Below are 15134 nucleotides of genomic sequence, written 5' to 3'. Positions count from 1 at the left end.
ACGGGCACAAAATGATGTGTCATCCATCTTCGCGCGGGCACGGACCCCCGCACATCGGTCACGGTGATGAAATTTCCGGCCCGGCGTTCATCCTCTGGGGGGATTCACTTCTGCTGCCCCCGGTCAGACAGGTAGCCCGTCTCGTGGGCCCACACGGCCAGGCCAACCCGGTCCCGCGCCTTCAGTTTCGAGATCAACCGGGAGATGTAGGTCTTCACCGTCGACTCCGCGACAACGAGTTCCGCGGCGATCTCCGCATTCGTCCGCGCCCGGGCGACACCGGCAAGTACGTCGCGTTCGCGCGCCGTCAACGGTCCGTCGAGATCCTCCGGCGCGACTGCACCGGGGATGGACACTGTCGACGGACCTCGCCGGTAACCGTCCACCACATAGCCGGTCACCTCCGGCGAGAGGACAGCGCCTCCTGCGGCGATCCTGCGGACGGCGTCCACCAGATCGTCGGCACTGCACCCCTTGACCAGGAACCCCTGGACACCGACATCCATCGCCGCATGCACGATGTCCTCCTCCCCGAAACTGGTCAGCAGAAGCACCCGGGTCCGTGGTGAATGTTCACGGATCTCTGTGGCAGCCTCAAGGCCGCCACCCCAGGGCATCACCACATCCAGTACCGCGACGTCGGCGTCGTGTTCCCGGACCGCGGCAACGGCGGCCGGCCCGCACTCCACCTGAGCCACGACCTGCAGGTCGTGCTGACCGTCCAGAATGCCTGCCAATGCGGTGAGAATCAGCGGCTGGTCATCCGCCAGCACCACCGTCACACAGTCATCGTCCACGACACTTCTCCTTCATCATCCTCGGGCGCCACCTGGACGCGTCCTGCTTCGGTTTCATGACCACGGGCATCACCGCCTCGACGACGAAATGCTCCGAACGGGAGCCGCCCGCACCATCCGCCCACCAGGACAACGTGCCTCCGATGTCGTGCACACGGTCCCGCAGCCCGGTAAGCCCCTCACCGGACCCCACTCCCGGCGCGGCCGAAAACTCCTGTGACCCTGCCCAGCTCTCGATACGGATGCGGAGGACATTCTCCGGAAAGTCCACCTCCGTGACCAGCAGGACATGACTGTCCGGACCCTGATGACGCACCACATTGGTCAGCGCCTCCCCGAGAATGCGGTAGTGGATGAACTGAACCAGCGCCGACTCGATCCGCACCAGCCGCTCGCTGTCCGGCGCCGCCGGGAACCGGGCATCTATCTTCAGTCCGACGTCCTCGAACCCGGTAAGCACCGCCCGCATCGCGGCGACAAGGTCGTCTTTACTCCGCGTTCCGGCGACGACCACGTCACCGGTGGCTCTCAATGACGCCAGCAGGCTCCTCACTTCCGCGAGTGCCCCACCGCTGATGTCCCTGATCCTGGCGAGAGCGTCAATGTCCCGCATCGAGGCGCCGGCGGTGGCCTGCACGTTGATCACGGTGAGACTGCGGGACAGAACATCGTGGATCTCCCTCGCCATCGCAAGACGGTCCTCGCGACCACGCGCCTTCATCAGCTCCACACGACGCAGTTCCTGGTGCCGCTGTCCATGGCCCATCACGAAGACCCCACAGGAGAACACCCACTGCATCAGGACGACCGCAGTCACCAGGGAGTCTGGCACCGGTTCGCCCGGAGCAAGCGCACCGAGGAGGACCCCCGGTGTCAGCACACCCCATGCCAACGACAAGCCCAACGACCCGACGGAGAACAGCAGGGAGTCGGCGTACCTCGCCGGACCGTAGACCACCAGAGGCACACAGAGGACGAACGGGACGAGATCCAGGAAATCGACGGGTCCGGAGGTGACCCACAGACTCCAGGCGAAGAGGACCGCCCACACGGCCGCCGCGGAGACTGCGGGCCGTCGCCGCCAGAACAGCACTGCCGGGGCAAGAACGATAAACAGCGCGATGAGCGCGACCTCGTACAGACCACGGCTGTAATGGAAGAACAAGTGGGGAAGGGCCGACAGGAGAATGAGGAGAAAGAATCCCTTCTCGTCCCACGAGAAATCTTTCATATTCAACCACCCTTCCGGGTACCAGCATACCCCGGAGGGCATTAATTATCTAATAATAACTGCCATTCAGTAATGACTCCGTAATCGCTTTAGTGCAGGTAGACGTTACCTCAGAGCGGTCGACCAACCAGGAAAGCGCGGTTCAAATGAGCCCGACACCACATTTGAACAAATCATGTTGCCGGGGTTTTCTCCGACGTGTTTGCATAACTGTTCGCATGAAGATCTCTGAGAACGAACACATAAATCCAGAAAGAGAACCCACGCCGTGATGACTTCCATGACGAACCATGGTGGCGACCACCCCGCCCTCGCGGTGTTCGGCGTCGACAAGGTTCCCGAACCACGTACATTGACCGATATTCTCGACGCAACGGTCTCCCTGCACCCCGACGCCACCGCGCTCGTCGGCTCGGACGGCGCTCTGACCTACCAGGAGATGTCAACCCGTATCACCACGCAGGTCGCCCGCCTGGCTGACGCCGGAATAGGCCACGGTGACCGGGTCGGTGTCCGTGTCCCCTCCGGCACCACCGACCTGTACATCGCAATTCTCGCCACCCTCCACGCAGGGGCCGCCTACGTCCCTGTCGACTGGGATGACCCCGACACCCGCGCCGACACCGTCTGGGAAGAGGCGGACGTTGCCGCAGTCTACGGTGCGGACCTGCAGCTCACCCGCCGGTCCGTCCACCGGAGCCGGCACGCCGCCGACGTCGCTCCCGAGCTGCCCTCTCTGACAGACGACGCCTGGATCATCTTCACCTCCGGTTCCACCGGAAAACCCAAGGGTGTCGCCGTGTCTCACCGGTCCGCAGCCGCCCTGGTCGACGCTGAGGCCCGGATGTACCTGGCCGGCCCTGGCATCGAAGCTCTCGGCCCCGGCGACCGTGTCATGGCGGGACTCTCCGTCGGATTCGACGCGTCCTGCGAGGAGATGTGGCTGGCCTGGCGCTACGGTGCCGCGCTCATCGCCGCGCCGCGCGCCGTGGTACGCGCAGGCGATGAACTTGGGGCATGGATCGCCGACAACAGGATCACCGCGATCTCCACGGTCCCCACGCTCGCAGCATTCTGGTCCGAGGACATCCTCTCCTCGGTCCGCCTGTTGATCTTCGGCGGCGAGGCCCTGCCCCGATCCCTCGCTGACCGGCTGGCCCGTCCCGGGCGGGAAGTGTGGAACACCTACGGCCCGACCGAGACCACGGTGATCGCGACCGGTCAGTTGATGGAGGAGTCGGGAACCACCGACACGGTGCGGATCGGCCGCCCGACCCCCGGGTGGAAGCTCGCCGTCGTGGATCCGACTACCGGCCGGCCGGTGCGCTGGGGCGAGACCGGGGAACTCATCATCTCCGGGGTCGGCCTCGGCCGTTACCTCGACCCCGACAAAGACGCCGAGGTCTACGCCCCGCTGCCGTCACTGGAGTGGTACCGGGCGTACCGCACCGGCGATCTTGTGGTCGCCGACCGTGAGGGCCTCGTCTTCGTCGGACGTGCCGACGACCAGATCAAATTCGCCGGACGACGCATGGAACTCGGCGAGATCGACCGCGCGCTGTCGACAGTCCCCGGGGTACATGCCGGAGCTGCGGCCAAGCAGGTCACCCCCACCGGCTCCGAGGTCATCGTCGGTTACCTCGTAGCCGACCAGGCTCTCGACCTCGCCGAGGCCCGCACACACCTACGCTCGGTCCTGCCGGGCGGGATCGTTCCCACGCTCTGCATTGTCGACGACCTCCCCGTGAAGACGTCCGGCAAGGTCGACCGTAATGCCCTGCCCTGGCCACTCCCCGACTCGGCGCACACCGGTGAGCTCCCGGCGGAACTGACCTGGTTGGCCGACCGCTGGGCCGACCAGCTCGGGCCTGTACCGTTGCACCCCGAGTCAGACTTCTTCGATCTCGGCGGATCTTCCGTGGCCGTGGCGAAGCTCGCGGCCGACCTGCGGGCCAGCTACCCCGCCACCGATATCGGCGCTCTCTACGACAACCCGACCCTGCACGCAATGGCGTCCTACCTGGGCACCCTTGACCAGAGGTCGGCGGAACGCCTGACCCCCGCACCAATACCGTGGTGGTCCGGGGTGATCCAGTTCCTGGTGGTCTGCGCGATCTATGTGGTCAACGCCGCCCGGTATGTCATCGGCTCGCTCCTGGTCGTCTGGGCGCTGGGATTCTTCTTCGGCGCCGGGTGGGTCCCCGACCCTCCGCTGCTTCCCCTCGCGGTCGGATGGGTCGTCCTGTTCTCCACCCCGGGGAGGGTTGTCCAGGGCACTCTCGCCGCGCGGCTCCTGACCGCCGGTATCCGGCCCGGGACCTACCTCCGCGGCGGATGGACGCATCTGCGTATCTGGGCTGCCGAACGTTTCATCACCTACCTCAAGCTCGAACCTCTGCTCGGCACCCCGATGACAGCCACCCTCTACCGCATGATCGGTTGCCGGGTCGGACGCGGCACAGATCTGCACGCCCTACCCCCGGTCACCGGGCTCGCCGTGATCGGTGGTGGCGTCTCCATCGAAAACGAGGTCGACCTCAACGGACACTGGATCGACGGCGACACACTGCACGTCGGAACCATCGTCATCGGTGAGGACGTCCGCATCGGCCTGCGTACCTTCGTGTCCCCTGGTGCCCGTATCGCGGACGGTGCCGAGATCCTCCCGGGGTCCTGTGTGGCCGGGGAGGTCGCCGGCGGGACACTCCTGGGCGGCACCCCGCTCAGTGAACGCGGCGACGCCGGCCTCTCCTGGCCGGAAGCCACCCCACGCGAGGCAACCGCCGACGGAACAGTCAGTATCACAGGAGCTGTCCCGCGTCGTCTGCTCTACATCGCCGGTATCGCGTGGATCTCCGCGCTGCCGGTGATCGCCCTCCTTCCCGGCCTCTTCCTCGTCCTCCCCCACGTCGTGGACCTCCAGATATACGAGGACGTCTTCCCCGTCCTCGCGGCGTGGACACCCGTGTTCACGCTGCTGACCATCGCCAGCTGGCTGGCGTTGGTCATCCTCACCGTCCGTTTGTGCTCCACCCTGATCCGGCCGGGGTACTACCCCACCGCCTCGACGACCGGCTGGGCACTGTGGCTCACCCACGTGCTGCTGCAGAAAACCCTGACCTCCACGTACTTCATCTACGCCGGATGGCTGACCCCCGCCTTCCTACGGCTGCTGGGCGCCAGGGTGGGTGACAATACCGAGATCTCGACCGTTGAGACGATTCCCCATCTGACGTCGGTCGGTGACCGCTGCTTCCTCGCCGATCACTCCCTGTGCACCCTGCCCCGACACCGTTCAGGATGGGTCCACGTGGGGACGACGGTGCTCGGCAACGGTTCTTTCGTCGGCAACTCCGGCATCGTCGGCCCCGACAACGATCTCCCCGAACAGTCCCTCGTCGCCGTCCTGTCATCCACGCCGTACCATCCGGGGCGCGGGTCGTCCTGGCTGGGACGCAGTGCGCGGGAAATCCCCCGCGTCCACATCGACGCCGACGCGTCGCGCACCTTCACCCCTTCCCCGGGGTTGAAGGGGGCACGCGCCGTCGTCGAAGCCGGACGGTTCATCCCGCCGATCATCGCCGCCTACCTCGACCTGTTCATCGTCTGGGCCGGGACGCTGGTCTACATGAACGCCGGTTTCGGACGGGAGGGCATCCTCGCCGTCTGCCTCTGGTCCTTCCCCATTGTCCTGGCCACCGGCGCGGTGGCCAGCCTGGTACCCGTGCTGGCCAAATGGATGCTCGTGGGCAGGTTCCGTCCTGGACAGCACACCCTCTTCTCGACCTTCGTCTGGCGCGGTGAACTCGTCGACAACTTCGCTGAACTCCTCGCCGTGCCCTCGCTGATCCGTATGTCCCTCGGCTCGCCGCTCTACAACTGGTGGGTACGCCTGATGGGCACGCGTATCGGACGGGATGTGTGGTGTGAGACGTGGTGGCTGCCCGAATTCGACCTGATCCGTCTCGGGGACCGCTCCACGGTGAACCGCGGCACCGTACTCCAGACCCACCTCTTCCACGACCGGGTGATGTCCCTGGAACCCGTCGTCCTCGCCGACGGTGCGACGCTCGGGCCGAACAGCTTCATGCTGCCCGGATCAAGCCTGGGACAACGGACCACCGTAAGGCCCGGATCCCTGGTCCTGCGGCAGGACGCGGTGCCGTCCGATTCCGTGTGGGAGGGCAACCCGGTCGTCCACGTCACCGGAACCGTGTCAGACACCCACCCAACTGGCAGACGACCATCAGACTCCACGTCAGCGTCCCTGGAAGAATCACGATGAGCCACCATCTCCCCGCCTCCCACCTGTCGTCCACACCCCGGCCTACACCGGGCCCGTCCCACGTACGCACCATCTGGGACGGCGAAGCCGATGTCGACCCCGCCAGCCTGCGTCCCCCTCCCGAGCCCGAACCCGAGCCAGAGCCGTCACGGTGGACGAAGAACGCCGCGTTCGGGCCGTCCGGCGACCCCCGTCGCGTCACCGGACTCGACGCTGCCCGCGGCATGGCGTTGCTCGGCATGGTTGCCCTGCACACGCTGCCTGCATACAACGAGGTCACCGACGGCCCGACACTCGTCTGGAGTCTGTTCGCCGGACACGCCGCCGTACTCTTCGGAGTACTCGCCGGAATCACCGTCGCCATCCTCACGGGAGGCACAACCCCCCACCACGGCCGTGCGCTGCGACGCAGCCGGGTCTCCCTGACCATGCGGGCCGTAGCCATCCTCAGCCTCGGACTCGCCCTGAGCGAACTCGATCCCGCCATCTACAACATCCTGCCGTTCTACGGTCTCCTGTTCCTCCTGGCCGTACCGCTGACCAGGCTCCGCATCCGTGGCCTGCTGGTGTGCGCCACCCTCTGCGCCACTGTCGGCCCCGTCCTGATCTTCCTCACCAGCCGTTGGAACGGCTACACAGCGCTCGACAATCCCGGGTTCAGCACGTTCATCACCATGCCCACCGACACCGTCTTCACACTCCTGGTCGGCGGTGCCTACCCTGTGGTCACCTGGATGAGCTACATCTGCCTCGGCATGGCGGTAGGCCGGATGAACCTCCGCTGGCTCGTCACACAGATCCGTCTCCTCGTCTACGGCGGCATCACCGCCGCGCTCGGATACGGGATCTCCGCCTACCTCATCGACTACGCGGGAGGATTCGCCCGACTCTACGAACTCACCGGCGGAATGGATGCAGACGACATCCAGGCGGTCCTCGACTACGGCCCGGAAGGCCACCTACCCACCGACACCTGGTGGTGGCTCACCACGTCCGGCCCCCACTCCAACACCTTCTTCGCCGTCGCTGCCTCCAGCGGACTCGCACTGCTCACCATCGGGGCGTTCCTGCTGATCACCCGCACACTCAACGACCTGTGCACCCCGTTGATCGCCACCGGCTCGATGACGCTGACCCTGTACACCACACACCTGCTCTTCCTCACCGCTCTCGGCGACAACGTCGAGGAACATTCCTCGATGTATTTCCTGGTGCAGGTCGTGGTGATCCTTCTGTTCGCCACCGCCTGGAGCCTGGCCAGGGGACGCGGACCGCTCGAGGAAGTCCTCACACGTCTCAGTCGCGGATGCGGCCAGCTCCTCGTCCCCGTCAAAAACACCGGGGGCGACCGAAGCGACAGCGACGACAGCGCGCGGACGGCACAGGAGCGCCATTCGCACACCACGGTCCGTCCGGAAAATGAGGTCTCATAGTGCGCATCTCCATCTCCCACAGGCTGGCCCGCCTGCGGCGCATCCTCGCAACTCTCAGCGTGGCCGCGGTAACCATGACGCTCGCGGCATGCGCCGACGGCCTTGCCGAACACTTCCGTCCCCATCCTCCCAGCGACACCGTCATCGCCGACGACCCCGGATACGCCGAAACCCCGGAAGATCGTCGCCCGCCTCGGGCGCTGCGTCCTGACCGACGTGAGAAGGACCGGCAAGATGCACTCGGAGAATCCAGTGAGCCCGGCGAGCCCGGTCGGCTCTCAGGCGAAGCCCCCGAGCCCGACACACCTCCTGTGCAGGAGATACCTGCCACGCTCCGTCCTGACGGACGCGAAGTGCAGATGACCGGTGCGGGAATCACACTCGCCTTCGGAGAAACCGCCACCGTGGCCACCAGCACCGACGACGGACGCCTGCTCATCTGGAACGTGACGGTCTACGACAAGGTGGTGCGTAGTCCTGCCCAGGTTCCCTTGACCACGCCCACAGACGGCGACGGGGTCGACCACTACGTGTGTTACGCCTATGACGTCACGTACCTCGGAGTCGACACTCCCGTATCGCCGGACACACCGGCGCTGCGTGGAATACCGGACACCACACGGGCGCCCGTCCCCGCTCCGCGAATGACTCCCGTTGCCCCGGACGGATCTGACGCCATCCATGTCCTCGGCGGAGAGGACGACGGCTGCGGCATTCCCGTGACGAACCGGGTCCCGGTGTCCGAGGGGGCACTGGTGCGGGACCATGCCTACGCACGAGGCTCCATCGGCGCAGTGATGGCAGAAACCGGAGACGCCCCGGATGGCACGTCCACAGCTCCACCGACAGGCGTCCGCTTCGACTACGACAGCCACGGGCCAGCCCTGCCGGCGTCGATTCGTTGGGGAGCGTGAGCCCGCCCGGAGAACGGGTCAGGACTCCAGTCCGAAGTTGGGGTCCCTCCCCACATAAGCCATCAGGCGGATTGTCGAGGACGCGTCGGCGGAGACCTCCTGCGGCGGACCGAAACCGCCACGGGCCTGGAGCTGCTCTCCCAGAGACCGCAGCCCGCCGAGGTTCGTCTCGGCGAAGTCGGCATCCAGTTCCACCTCACGCCCCTGAGACCGCGCCAGGTCCCAGGTATGCATGAACACGTCGGGGATGAAGAAACCCCGGGCGTTGGTCTCCAGCGACTGCCCCGGGATCGGCCCCCGGGTGACCAAGGCCTCCGCCTTGTTGTCGTCCTCGAGTGCCTGAGAGACGATGTCAGCGAACTCGGACCAGGCGCCGGCCGGGTCGGTGTGTTTGTCACCGGTGAGCTCCACGGCGATCCCCACATCCTCAAGAGCAGGTGCGAACCAACTGATCAGATGACCGACGATGTCACGGGCAACCCATTCCTCGCACGGCGTCGGTGCGTCCCAGTCGTTGTCCCTGGTCTGTTCGGTGAAGCCGGTGGCAATCACACGGAATCGTTCGGCGGTGTCCTTCGGTACGGACATGATCAACCTCCTGCTCACGGCCGGGCCTCGGCTGCACCCGGCGACTGCCACCGAGAGTACCTGTGAGACCCCAGGCCTCGACCGAGTCCCGTCAAGGGCGCACTCGAACCACAGTTAAAGCACGATCAAGCCATGATTCCACCCGGTCACGCACAGTCCGACCAGGATCGCGGTACACACAGACATCACCACCGTGTCACCGAATCCTGCCGCGCGAATTCTCAGCGGCGAGGGAAGCAGATGCACCGCGCCCCACCGATCGCCACCGACGGGGACGAACGGTGCGAACAGCGGTACCCCGGAGCGCGTCACCGCGTCCCCTGCACAATGCACCACGCAACCCACGCCGACCGCCGTGGCCATCACCGACGGTGTCACCATGCCAGGCATGTCCTGCAGCACCACGAGGGTGAGACCGAACGCGATCACCACGGCCCCGAGCGACCCCCACCGCTGCACCACAGGTCGTACCAACGAATGCAGTGCCAGAAGCACCAGCACCGCGAAGATCCCGATCGTCACCCGCCGGTCGCCGAGATCCACGGCCCACCAGGTGGCGATGGCCAGGACGAGGGCGAAGAGCAGTGTGTGGGTCACCGTCCGGTGACCGCCGACACGCCTGCCCTTCGCACCCGTCGCCTCTGCCACCAACGAGGAGGTTCGGTTGATGAACACGGCCACGAACCGGCTCACCGGCCCCAGTGTCCGTGCCGCCGTACCTGACGGGTGGTCGAGATCCGGCAGGACAGCAGCCCCAGCCGTTACCCCGCTCAGCACAAGGGTGGAGGTGACGTCCACCGGGGCACCCGTGAACTGCGCAGTGAGCACAGCGACCGCAGCGCCCGCTGCAGCTCCCGACATGGCGTGAGTCGGCCCCATGACCATTCCTGCCTCACATTCCTTCCCACCGCTGCGCCTGTGGCCCTGATGACCCAGTCTTTCGTTCCTGTGACAGTTCTACAGGTCGACCCGGACATGAAAAGGACGGAGGACGACGACACGCCTCTTAGCATGAATCGTCAATACAAAAAGATCGTTTGCTAAACAAACTCCCATACGTTAGTTTGCTCACAGCCTGTCCTTCCTCACATGAGGGGCAGCATGACTTTTCAGGAGAACAGAATGCGCAACCGTACCAAGCTCGGCGCCCTCATCGCCGCAGCTGCCCTGTCCGTCTCACTCACGGCGTGTGGATCAGACGATTCCGACAGCTCGTCTGAGACCACCTCGGCAACGAGCACAACGTCCTCTACCTCCAGCAGTACGTCGAGCACGTCGGCGACCTCCGACCCGGATAAGGACGATGATGAATCGTCCGCCAACGGCGATGAGCCGTCCGACGAAGGACAAGGAGCCGGGAACTCCGGCGGAGCAGGTTCCGGCGCCGGCAACAACTCTGGCGGAGGCTCCAACAACGGCGGAGGGGGTGGCAACGGCGGCGGAAGCAACACTTCTGGCGGCGGCAGCGCTGACAACAACAGAAACGGTGACAGTGACAAGGAGAAGGAGACCGACACCGGGACGCCCGCCCCTTCACAAACGGAAGAGCCAGAAAAGTCGGGCGACGATAAGGAGACCGGAGACGACGGCATCGCCACTGAGCCCGACGAGGCTGGTACCGGAGGGTTCGGAGTCCGCCCCTGACCGATCACATAACAGGACGAGTGGCTGCGCAGAACCGGGCGGACACTGGTTGCCCGGTCACGCTGTACCGTGCACAGTCACCACATAGCCGTCCGGGTCGACGAAGCTGAAGCTCAGCCCGAACGGCCCCTGCTCCGGCGCCTTGAGGATCCGGGTCCCCGAGGCTGCGAGCGAGTCGTGGAGATCCTGGGGCTGTTCTGCCGCCAACCAGAGCGCCACCCCGAGACCAGGTGTGGTTACCTCGTCCAGGTCGACGCCAGGAAGAGGCTCACGGACGGCGAACGGGATCGGGGTGGTGGCGAATACGACCGCCCCGGGCGGTGCCGCCGGTGCTCGCCGGAGACCGAGTTGCTCCTCATAGAAGGACGCGGACTTCTCCAGGTCACGAACCTGGAGTGCAATGAAATCAGGGCCTGTGACAGCCATGGGCTTCCTTTCACGTCGATTATGTCAGTATCCTGACATCGATCACTCTATGACAGAATGCTGACATGACGCAAGAACCCGTCGCTCTCGGTACACTCATCGGATATCAGCTTAAAGAAGCCCAGTCCATACTCCGTGCGCGGATGGACGAGACTCTCCGTCCCCTCGGCCTGACGACACCGCAGTATGTGTGCCTGGAACTGCTGCGCCGCAACCCCGGCGCCTCCAATTCCGAACTGGCCCGACATGCCTTTGTCACCAGACAGACCATGAGCACGCTACTGCGCGGCCTTCAAGACCGCGGGCTGGTTGAGCGTCCCACAACCGCCCCCTCAGGTCGATCGCTCCCCACCCGGCTGACCGCCGACGGCGACCGCCTTCTTGACGCCGCATGGGGGGACGTTCAGGTCATCGAGACACACATGGTGTCCAGACTCTCCGCAGAACAGCGTGCCGAGCTCCATGCTGCCCTGGCGAGCTGCATCGACGCACTGCACTCATGATTCAATGCGATGAACAACCTGATACGAGGAGAAAACACGATGGTCGAATTCCTGGGAAACCTGCTGCAGCAGCTCATTGAGATCGCACAGCTCATTATCGGATACGTCACCCAGGGGCTCCCCGGCGGCGCGCCAGAGTGCCCGGAAATGCCGGAGGGCACCTTCGCCGCCGGTGATGCCACGTGCGGAGCCGAAGACTGGTCGGACTAGTCCGACGGGCCCACGTCCGTGACAACGGTCCCCGCTTCCAGGCGGGTGTCCGTCGGCCCGGCGACCGTCCCTTCGTCGTAGTCGATCTCCAATGCCTGGACTGAGCCGAACAACCCCTCGGCGGCGGTCTCAGTCGGCCATCCGAGCTCGGGGAGCTGGGACGCTACCGCGCTGTCCATCAATGCAGCCTCGACCAACAGTGACCCCGACGCCGCATCGTAACGGAACCGTGGCGCAGCTACAGCCTCCTCCAAGGACTGCCCCTGCAATGCCCACCGTGAGAGTGTATTTCCGAGGATACTGAGAATATTCGCTCCGCCCGGAGTGCCCAGCCCCATTACCGGCCGACCGGCATCGTCGAGCACCATCGTCGGGTTCGACCACGTCACCGAACGTCGCCCCGGCTCGGGCTGATTCTGCGGCGAGTCCACGCTACTGAACCTGCTGAGCTGATCATTGAGGAAGAAGCCGCCGACCTCCACCCCGGAGCCCCAGAACTCCGTGAGGGTATTGGTCATCGACACCACGGTCCCCTCACCGTCGACGACGGTGAGGTGGGTCGTGTTCCCCGGCGAGCGCATATTCTCACTGTCCTCGACCGGAGCACCCCCCACCTGACCGTCCGGACCGTCCTGCCCTGCACCATCGGTACGCTCCAGGATGCCTTCAACATCCACGTCAGTGAAATCCGTGTCGCCCAGCTCAGTCTGCGCGGTTTGTTCCGCGCGCTGCCATGCCCCCGACACCCGACGGATGTGCTCAACCGAATCCGGATCCACCTCGCTGATGCCGCCTTCTTCGAGTTCCCGGAGCATCTGTATCAACGCGACACCGGGCAGGGCCGGGGCAGACGACGCAACCTGGTAATCCCCGACTTGTGCCTGGGGCGGCTCATTGTGCTGCACCGAATAAGCGTCCAGTGATGCCTGGTCGATTCCTTCGACAGCGCTAAGCGCATCGGCCAACGCCCCGGTGTAGAAACTGTCCGGACCATCCTCCTGCAGCGTGCGCAGCGACTCGGCGAGGTCCACCTGAACGAGTTCATCGCCCACCTGCAGTGGAGAACCTCCGGGAGCGAACTGCTCCAGGCCGTCGACCGCCGCGGCTCCCCCTGCACCGATCCGCTGCACGAGGGTCTCCGTGACGGGGACGCCCTGCTGCGCCATATCCACCGCCGGACGCAGCAGCTCGTTCCATTCGAGGCTCCCACGTTGTTCGTGCAGGTCCGCCATACCGGCGACGAACCCGGGAATGCCGATGTTCGACGCCGGAATCTGTCCGTCCTGTGCCACCACTTCCCGGTAGTCGACACCTTGGGGGGCATCGTCAGGTGACGCAATCAACACCGACCCTCCACCACCGATACCCGAGGCGTACGGTTCCACCACGGACACCGCGAACGCTGCGGCGATTGCGGCGTCGATGGCGTTGCCACCCTGGTTGAGCATCTGCGTACCCGCTTCTGCAGCCAGCGGATGGCCGGCACTGACGCCCTGCTGCTCAAGTGTCACCGACTGGTCTTCGGGGGTCTCCGCTGCTGTCGAGCTTTTGTCCCTGGGCGACGTCGTACCTCCACTGGAATCCGTCTGTTCTCCGGTACCTCCGGAACATGAGCTGAGAGCCAGGGAACCGACCACAGCCACGGCCAGCACAGTGCGCGGGATGCGCCGTCTCCATCGGGGTGAGTTCTGCACGGGCTGAACTATGCGGTCCATGGGACACCACCTGTTACGGAAAATATCGGGGGACGTTCTGCCACCCCTGTGTGGAAGGGATGCTTGTCCTCCACCGTGCCATGAAAACGTTTGAGAGCACAGCACAGCACTCCTGACCCCTTCTGGCTGCCGCCGGGTGCCAGGGGTTACCCTCGACGGAATGTCCGTCTGAGCAACACACGGAAAGGACGTGTCCTCCTCCTTCTTATGCGGAAACATGACAACCAGGGCTTCGCCGGTTCGGCGGAACGGCATCTCGTGAGCCTCGAGCCTCCGGCGCGCATGCCTGGTGTCGACCTCGCCCGCGGTCTGGCCGTGTTCGGAATGTTCGCTGCCCATCTGCTGGTCACTGCAGACCTGCGTTGGAGCGAACCAGGCACCTGGAGCGGAATCGTCGACGGCCGCTCGTCCGTACTCTTCGCCACACTCGCCGGACTCTCACTCGGCATGACGACCGGGACGTCCGGTCATACTGACGATCCACGCCTCTCACTGCGACGCCGCCGCCTTCGGGTTCGCGCAGCCCTGCTCTGGGGGCTCGGTATCCTCATCACCCTCACCTGGGTCCCGGTCAACGTCATCCTGCCCGCCTACGGGGCGTTGTTCGTCCTCGGCGCCATGTTGCTCACTCTCCACCCTCGGACCCTCTTCCTCATCGCGGCGGTGCTGGCTGTCGTCATGCCGTTCGTCGTGGGAGCGATCAACCAGGTGTGGGCCGGCAGTGGCCCCGAGGAACCGGACAGACTGTCGATTCTGCTCGGATGGCATTTCCCTTTCCCACTCTGGACGGCTTTCCTTGCCGCCGGCCTCGGAACCGGAAAAATACTGGGCAGCACCACCGCCGACAATCGTCAGGCGTGGCAACTACTGGCTGCAGGCACAGCGCTCGCAGTGGCCGGATACGCGGTGATCGGCCCCATCGGGAACTATTTCATGGAGCAGCGTGCCGGGGCCGGGGAGACGGACCTCCCGGTATGGCTGCTCTCCAACCTCCAGGATCGACCACACTCCTCCGGCGTGGGCGAGACAGTGGGGTCAGGCGGTTTCACCCTGGCAGTCATCGCCGTATGCGTCCTCCTCGGCTCCACAGGGTTCCGGCACATCGTGTGGCCGATACGGGTCGTCGGCTCGATGCCGCTCACCGCCTACACCGCCCATCTCCTGATCTGGGCAGCCTGGATGTTCGGGGAAGACCGGACCGTGACGGGCACCGACGCCATGGACGGGTTCCGCGCCCTCGACCCGTTCTGGCCAATGGTGCTCTGTGTGACGGGAGGCTGTGTCCTGTGGTTGCTTCTCTTCGGCAAGGGGCCACTGGAGCGTCTGCTCACCCGAGTCTCCGTCGCCGTCGTCCCACAGAGTGGCTCTCACAGCAGGTTACCCTGAAA

13 protein-coding genes are annotated in these 15134 nt (G+C 65.2%); 7 read left to right on the top strand and 6 right to left on the bottom strand.

Features of this window, described 5'->3' with window-relative positions; translation table 11 throughout:
• Window positions 1-104: 104 nt before the first annotated feature.
• Together CGLY_RS02945 and CGLY_RS02940 are read right to left on the bottom strand one after the other, a co-directional pair.
• On the bottom strand, window positions 105-797 hold the full coding sequence (locus CGLY_RS02945; RefSeq protein ID WP_038546034.1) for a response regulator: 693 nt from the start codon (window positions 795-797) through the stop codon (window positions 105-107).
• Complete coding sequence (locus CGLY_RS02940; RefSeq protein ID WP_038546031.1) at window positions 787-2028, bottom strand: sensor histidine kinase; 1242 nt, start codon at window positions 2026-2028, stop codon at window positions 787-789. The genes CGLY_RS02945 and CGLY_RS02940 overlap by 11 nt, the downstream gene beginning before the upstream one ends.
• A gap of 280 nt (window positions 2029-2308) precedes the next feature.
• Here CGLY_RS02940 and CGLY_RS02935 point away from each other — a divergent pair, with 280 nt between their 5' ends.
• Genes CGLY_RS02935 through CGLY_RS16635 form a run of 3 tightly spaced genes read left to right on the top strand, consistent with a single transcriptional unit; the run spans window position 2309 to window position 8660 of the window.
• On the top strand, window positions 2309-6313 hold the full coding sequence (locus CGLY_RS02935) for a Pls/PosA family non-ribosomal peptide synthetase (RefSeq protein WP_081804010.1): 4005 nt from the start codon (window positions 2309-2311) through the stop codon (window positions 6311-6313).
• Window positions 6310-7746, top strand: coding sequence for a heparan-alpha-glucosaminide N-acetyltransferase domain-containing protein (locus tag CGLY_RS02930; protein WP_081803751.1), 1437 nt, complete (start codon window positions 6310-6312; stop codon window positions 7744-7746). The genes CGLY_RS02935 and CGLY_RS02930 overlap by 4 nt, the downstream gene beginning before the upstream one ends.
• A complete protein-coding gene (locus tag CGLY_RS16635; RefSeq protein WP_052539560.1) occupies window positions 7746-8660 on the top strand; it encodes a hypothetical protein in 915 nt (304 codons plus the stop codon). The genes CGLY_RS02930 and CGLY_RS16635 overlap by 1 nt, the downstream gene beginning before the upstream one ends.
• An 18-nt stretch (window positions 8661-8678) precedes the next feature.
• On the opposite strand, the gene CGLY_RS02920 is transcribed toward CGLY_RS16635, so the two are convergent.
• Both CGLY_RS02920 and CGLY_RS02915 read right to left on the bottom strand, forming a co-directional pair.
• Window positions 8679-9248, bottom strand: a complete 570-nt coding sequence (locus CGLY_RS02920) for a TIGR03086 family metal-binding protein (RefSeq protein ID WP_038546028.1) — start codon at window positions 9246-9248, stop codon at window positions 8679-8681.
• A gap of 114 nt (window positions 9249-9362) precedes the next feature.
• Complete coding sequence (locus CGLY_RS02915; RefSeq protein ID WP_158407368.1) at window positions 9363-10127, bottom strand: metal-dependent hydrolase; 765 nt, start codon at window positions 10125-10127, stop codon at window positions 9363-9365.
• A gap of 243 nt (window positions 10128-10370) precedes the next feature.
• Between CGLY_RS02915 and CGLY_RS02910 the strand changes: the two genes are divergently transcribed.
• A complete protein-coding gene (locus tag CGLY_RS02910) occupies window positions 10371-10892 on the top strand; it encodes a hypothetical protein (protein WP_052539558.1) in 522 nt (173 codons plus the stop codon).
• 57 nt (window positions 10893-10949) lie between these two features.
• On the opposite strand, the gene CGLY_RS02905 is transcribed toward CGLY_RS02910, so the two are convergent.
• Window positions 10950-11318 carry a VOC family protein gene (locus CGLY_RS02905; protein WP_038546021.1) on the bottom strand — a complete coding sequence of 123 codons (369 nt, stop codon included), beginning with the start codon at window positions 11316-11318 and terminating at the stop codon, window positions 10950-10952.
• 65 nt (window positions 11319-11383) lie between these two features.
• Between CGLY_RS02905 and CGLY_RS02900 the strand changes: the two genes are divergently transcribed.
• Window positions 11384-11821, top strand: coding sequence for a MarR family winged helix-turn-helix transcriptional regulator (locus tag CGLY_RS02900; protein WP_038546017.1), 438 nt, complete (start codon window positions 11384-11386; stop codon window positions 11819-11821).
• Window positions 11822-11860: 39 nt separating this feature from the next.
• Window positions 11861-12031: a hypothetical protein gene (locus CGLY_RS17525; protein ID WP_158407367.1), complete on the top strand. Its 171-nt coding sequence runs from the start codon at window positions 11861-11863 to the stop codon at window positions 12029-12031.
• On the opposite strand, the gene CGLY_RS02895 is transcribed toward CGLY_RS17525, so the two are convergent.
• Entirely contained in the window at window positions 12028-13725 is a 1698-nt protein-coding gene (locus tag CGLY_RS02895; RefSeq protein WP_158407366.1) for a gamma-glutamyltransferase, read from the bottom strand. The two genes, CGLY_RS17525 and CGLY_RS02895, sit on opposite strands and share 4 nt — an antisense overlap.
• A 228-nt stretch (window positions 13726-13953) precedes the next feature.
• On the opposite strand from CGLY_RS02895, the gene CGLY_RS02890 reads away from it, so the two are divergent.
• Complete coding sequence (locus CGLY_RS02890) at window positions 13954-15132, top strand: heparan-alpha-glucosaminide N-acetyltransferase domain-containing protein (protein WP_052539557.1); 1179 nt, start codon at window positions 13954-13956, stop codon at window positions 15130-15132.
• Window positions 15133-15134 lie beyond the last annotated feature (2 nt).

The sequence above is a fragment of the Corynebacterium glyciniphilum AJ 3170 genome (assembly GCF_000626675.1).
GTDB lineage: Bacteria > Actinomycetota > Actinomycetes > Mycobacteriales > Mycobacteriaceae > Corynebacterium > Corynebacterium glyciniphilum.
Note: the sequence above shows the minus strand (reverse complement) of the source record. Positions and strands in the feature narration are given on the sequence as shown.

Bases quoted from the DNA above. Each gene is read 5' to 3' on its own strand.
- CGLY_RS02930 (WP_081803751.1), top strand. From the start codon at position 6,310: ATGAGCCACCATCTCCCCGCCTCCCACCTGTCGTCCACACCCCGGCCT.
- CGLY_RS02935 (WP_081804010.1), top strand. From the start codon at position 2,309: ATGACGAACCATGGTGGCGACCACCCCGCCCTCGCGGTGTTCGGCGTC.
- CGLY_RS02940 (WP_038546031.1), bottom strand. From the start codon at position 2,028: ATGAAAGATTTCTCGTGGGACGAGAAGGGATTCTTTCTCCTCATTCTC.
- CGLY_RS02890 (WP_052539557.1), top strand. From the start codon at position 13,954: ATGCGGAAACATGACAACCAGGGCTTCGCCGGTTCGGCGGAACGGCAT.
- CGLY_RS17525 (WP_158407367.1), top strand. From the start codon at position 11,861: ATGGTCGAATTCCTGGGAAACCTGCTGCAGCAGCTCATTGAGATCGCA.
- CGLY_RS02900 (WP_038546017.1), top strand. From the start codon at position 11,384: ATGACGCAAGAACCCGTCGCTCTCGGTACACTCATCGGATATCAGCTT.
- CGLY_RS02910 (WP_052539558.1), top strand. From the start codon at position 10,371: ATGCGCAACCGTACCAAGCTCGGCGCCCTCATCGCCGCAGCTGCCCTG.
- CGLY_RS02920 (WP_038546028.1), bottom strand. From the start codon at position 9,248: ATGTCCGTACCGAAGGACACCGCCGAACGATTCCGTGTGATTGCCACC.
- CGLY_RS02905 (WP_038546021.1), bottom strand. From the start codon at position 11,318: ATGGCTGTCACAGGCCCTGATTTCATTGCACTCCAGGTTCGTGACCTG.
- CGLY_RS02915 (WP_158407368.1), bottom strand. From the start codon at position 10,127: ATGGGGCCGACTCACGCCATGTCGGGAGCTGCAGCGGGCGCTGCGGTC.